Raw genomic sequence first — 4,084 nt, forward strand, 5'->3', positions numbered from 1 at the left:
CGAAGTCCGCACCGCGAAGGCGGTAAAAAGTTGAAGAAAATAAAAAACTTAAAAATTATTTAATAAAATAAAAGAGCTATCACTAATTAAATTAGCAATAGCTCTATTATTAATAAATCACTACATCAAGCCTTTGATATATCTAATCAATTCAGCAATCACAAAAATTAGAAACACAAATCCAAAAAATATCCAAGACTTGATGGTTCTTTTTCTTGTCTCTTTTTTATTAAACTCTCTTCTAAAAGGATCATTTTCCACAATTCATCAAACCTTTTTCAAATATTTTTGAGTATCAACAGCAACAGCAGCAATGATGATAGCACCTTTAATAATATATTGCATATAAGGTGAAATACCAACGAAAGTCATACCGTAGTTAATAACTTGGAATATCAAAACCCCAGATACAATACCCAAAATAGAACCAATACCTCCAGAGAAAGAAACTCCTCCAACAACGCAGGCAGCAATAGCATCAAGTTCGTATCCATTACCTAAGTTGTTTGTAGCAGAACCAACCCTAGCAACCTCTAAAGAACCAGCTATACCATATAAAGCACCAGCCATAGTATAAACTATCATGAGAGTGAGAGGAATGTTTACACCACTTACAGCTGCAGCTTCAGGGTTGCCACCAACCGCAAATATGTTTTTACCCAATTTAGTTTTATTCCAAATTACCCACATGATTAAAGTAATAATTACAGCAAATATTATTAAGTATGATATTGTAAGTCCGCCTATTTTTATACCGCCTTGAGCCAAATTAGTAAATCTAGGGTCAAGTCCTCCAATAGGTTGAGCACCATAAGGAGGTCTATCAAAATAAGTACTAGTAACACCGTAAAGTATTAACTGCATACCCAAAGTAGCAATAAATGGAGTTACATAAAGTTTAGAAATAATGAAACCATTTATAAAACCAAATACCATAAGTATAAGCATAACTAAAAGTATAGGTAATATAACAGGAAGTAAAGGCAAATCAGGATACATTCTAGTAGGGTTAGTAGCAGATTGTAAAAGAGAAGCACTAACAACCGCAGCAAGACCAACAGCCCTACCAGCACCAAGGTCGTTACCTTGAGTTACCAATAAAGTACCAATACCAACAGCAATAATCATACGAGTAGAAGCCTGAGCAAAAATGTTTACAAAGTTGCTAAGTCTAAAGAAAGATGGTTCTTTAATAATAATACCAATAAGTATAAGTAAGAGTGCTGCAAATATGGCATTATTCAGTATAAATTTTAATATTTTGTTTATAGTAGAATTTTTGTCTGACATATATTATTCCTTTATTAATAAATTATAAATATTTGGCAGATAATGCCATTATTTCTTCTTGATTAGTACTAGCTGTATCAACTATACCCGCAACCCTTCCGTTACTCATAACCATTATCCTATCAGTTATACCAAGCAACTCAGGCATTTCAGAGCTAACCATAATAATAGTCTTACCTTCCGTAGCTAAATCTATTATAAGTTTATATATATCATATTTTGCCCCTACATCAATACCTCTAGTAGGTTCATCAAGCATAAGAATATCAGGAGCACTTAAAAGCCATCTACCCAATATTACCTTCTGCTGATTACCTCCAGATAATGTTTGTATGGCAGTTTTCTCTGAAGGAGTTTTTACCTGCATACTGTCTATTACCCATTTAGTATCCTCTCTCATCTTCTTATTATTCAAAAATCCAAAATTACCTTTATAATTATCTATATTAGCTATTATAGAATTAAAATTAATAGAAAGCATACCAAATATACCAGTCTGTCTTCTTTCCTCGGTTACCAAAGCAAATCCATGTTTAATAGCTTTTCTTGTTGTACTATTTTTAATATCTTTATCATTTTTAATAATTTTACCACTTGATAAAGTACGCATACCAAATATACTTTCAAGCACCTCAGTTCTTTTAGCCCCAACAAGACCTGCTATACCAAAAATCTCACCTTTTCTCACACTAAAATTAATATCAGTAAGAGAAGGCTGATAGAATGCTGTAAAATTTTGAATCTCTAAAATTCCTTCAGCAGGCTTATTAGTTTTAGGAGGGAATCTATTAGTTAAATCACGACCTACCATCTGCTTAATAATAAGGTCAGTTGTTAATTCTTTTGAAGGAGTAGTGGAAACAAACTTACCATCACGCATTATAGTAACTTCATCAGATATCTGTAATATCTCTTCCATTTTGTGTGAAATATATATCATACCCACGCCGCGACTTTGAAGTTTTCTTATTATTTTAAACAATTTAGCAACTTCTTTTTCTGTGAGCGAACTAGTAGGCTCATCTAAAACAAGTATCTTAGAATTGTATGACACTGCCTTTGCTATTTCAACCATTTGCATTTCAGATACTGATAATGTAGATACTTTAGTCCTAGGGTCTAAAGGTATTTCTAAATCATCAAAAATAGCCTTAGTATCATCATACATTTTTTTCTCATCTACAAACCCTAATTTAGTAGGATATTTACCAAGCCAAATATTATCTTGTATATTTCTTTGCCTAACCTGATTAAGCTCCTGGTGAACCATTGCTACACCATTATTCAAAGCTTGTTTAGGAGAAGTAAAATTCACTTCATTACCATCTAATAATATTGTTCCTTCATCTTTATGGTAAATACCAAATAAACATTTCATAAGAGTGGATTTTCCAGCACCATTCTCTCCCATAAGAGCAACAACATTTCCCTCTCTCACAACAAGTTCAGCCTTATCTAAAGCTTGAACACCAGGGAAATATTTTGATATGCCCTTCATCTCAAGAATTACTTTTCTCTCTTCCATAAAAATAAAATCCTTAAAATTACACTTTAAAAAAATACGATATACAAAATTAAAAATATGAAATTGGGGACATTATAAAAGTATAATATCCCCATTCATAAAAATGATTATTACTTATAAGCTTCTTCAGCTATAGTAACATTGTCTGCAGTTATAGGAACATAAGGAACGCGTACTGCTTTTACTTCGTCTAAAGTCCAAGTAGTACCTTCTACTGGGTCTTTACCAGCAGCAACATTTAATGTTAAATCTACAAGAGCTTGAGATTGTCCAACTGGGTCATTAAGTACTGAACCTAATATTGTTCCTTTTTTAATTTCGTTTAACATATCAGGAATAGCATCTACACCTACTATAGGGATATATTTAGCTTTATCGCCTGTATTGTATCCTAAAGCTTGTATAGATTGTAAAGCACCTAAAGCCATAGCATCGTTGTTAGCAAAAATAAACTCTATTTTATCGCCATGTTTTTGTATCCAAGCATCTACTATATCTTTAGCTTTTGCAGTATCCCACATAGCTGTTTGTTCTGCTTCTAATTTTTCTACTTTAAGACCATTATTAGTAATATACATAGTTACATGAGAAGTTCTTGCTTCTGCATCTGGGTGACCTGGTTCGCCTTTAATTAATACATATTGTATAACACCGTCACCATTTTTATCTAAAGTAGGATCTGCTTTCCAAGCATCTACAACGATTTTTCCTTGCATATCGCCAGATTCTTCTGGTGTAGTACCTACATACCAAGTTTTATCATAGCTAGCCATAGCTTGAGCACTAGGCTGTTTATTAAAGAATACAACTGGTATATTTTTAGCTTTAGCTTTGTCTATTATAGTTTGAGCTGCTTGAGGGTCAACTAAGTTAATTGCTAAAGCTTTAACATCTTTATTTATCATAACATCTACTTGGTCATTTTGTTGAGCTTGGTTATTTTGAGAATCGTTAATTATTAAATTAGCTTTACCTGCTATTTTACTTTCGATGTTTCTTCTGTAGAAAGACATGAAGTTGTCATCATAACGATAAATTGTAACCCCAATTAGTGGACCATTAGCATCTGAAGTTGCTGCATTGTCTTTAGTACCGCCGCCGCCACAAGATACCATGAAAATTGTTGCTATTATAAGCATAGAACTTATAATGGATATTTTTTTCATAATAGAAAACTCCTTAATTTAATTAATATTCTATAATTTTAGTATATAAATTTTATTGATTAAATCAAGTTTTTAATATTCAAATAAAAAACCTTTTTAATAC

General features: G+C 32.1%; 3 protein-coding genes. All 3 read right to left on the reverse strand.

Features of this window, described 5'->3' with window-relative positions; genetic code table 11:
- Positions 1-267: 267 nt before the first annotated feature.
- Positions 268-1,290 carry a galactose/methyl galactoside ABC transporter permease MglC gene (gene mglC / locus E6A48_RS10790; protein ID WP_219710246.1) on the reverse strand — a complete coding sequence of 341 codons (1,023 nt, stop codon included), beginning with the start codon at positions 1,288-1,290 and terminating at the stop codon, positions 268-270.
- Positions 1,291-1,312: 22 nt separating this feature from the next.
- Positions 1,313-2,815, reverse strand: coding sequence for a galactose/methyl galactoside ABC transporter ATP-binding protein MglA (gene mglA, locus E6A48_RS10795; protein ID WP_219710247.1), 1,503 nt, complete (start codon positions 2,813-2,815; stop codon positions 1,313-1,315).
- Positions 2,816-2,925: 110 nt separating this feature from the next.
- Positions 2,926-3,981, reverse strand: a complete 1,056-nt coding sequence (locus E6A48_RS10800) for a galactose ABC transporter substrate-binding protein (RefSeq protein ID WP_219710248.1) — start codon at positions 3,979-3,981, stop codon at positions 2,926-2,928.
- Positions 3,982-4,084 lie beyond the last annotated feature (103 nt).

Source organism: Brachyspira pilosicoli (genome assembly GCF_019402445.1).
GTDB lineage: Bacteria > Spirochaetota > Brachyspiria > Brachyspirales > Brachyspiraceae > Brachyspira > Brachyspira pilosicoli_B.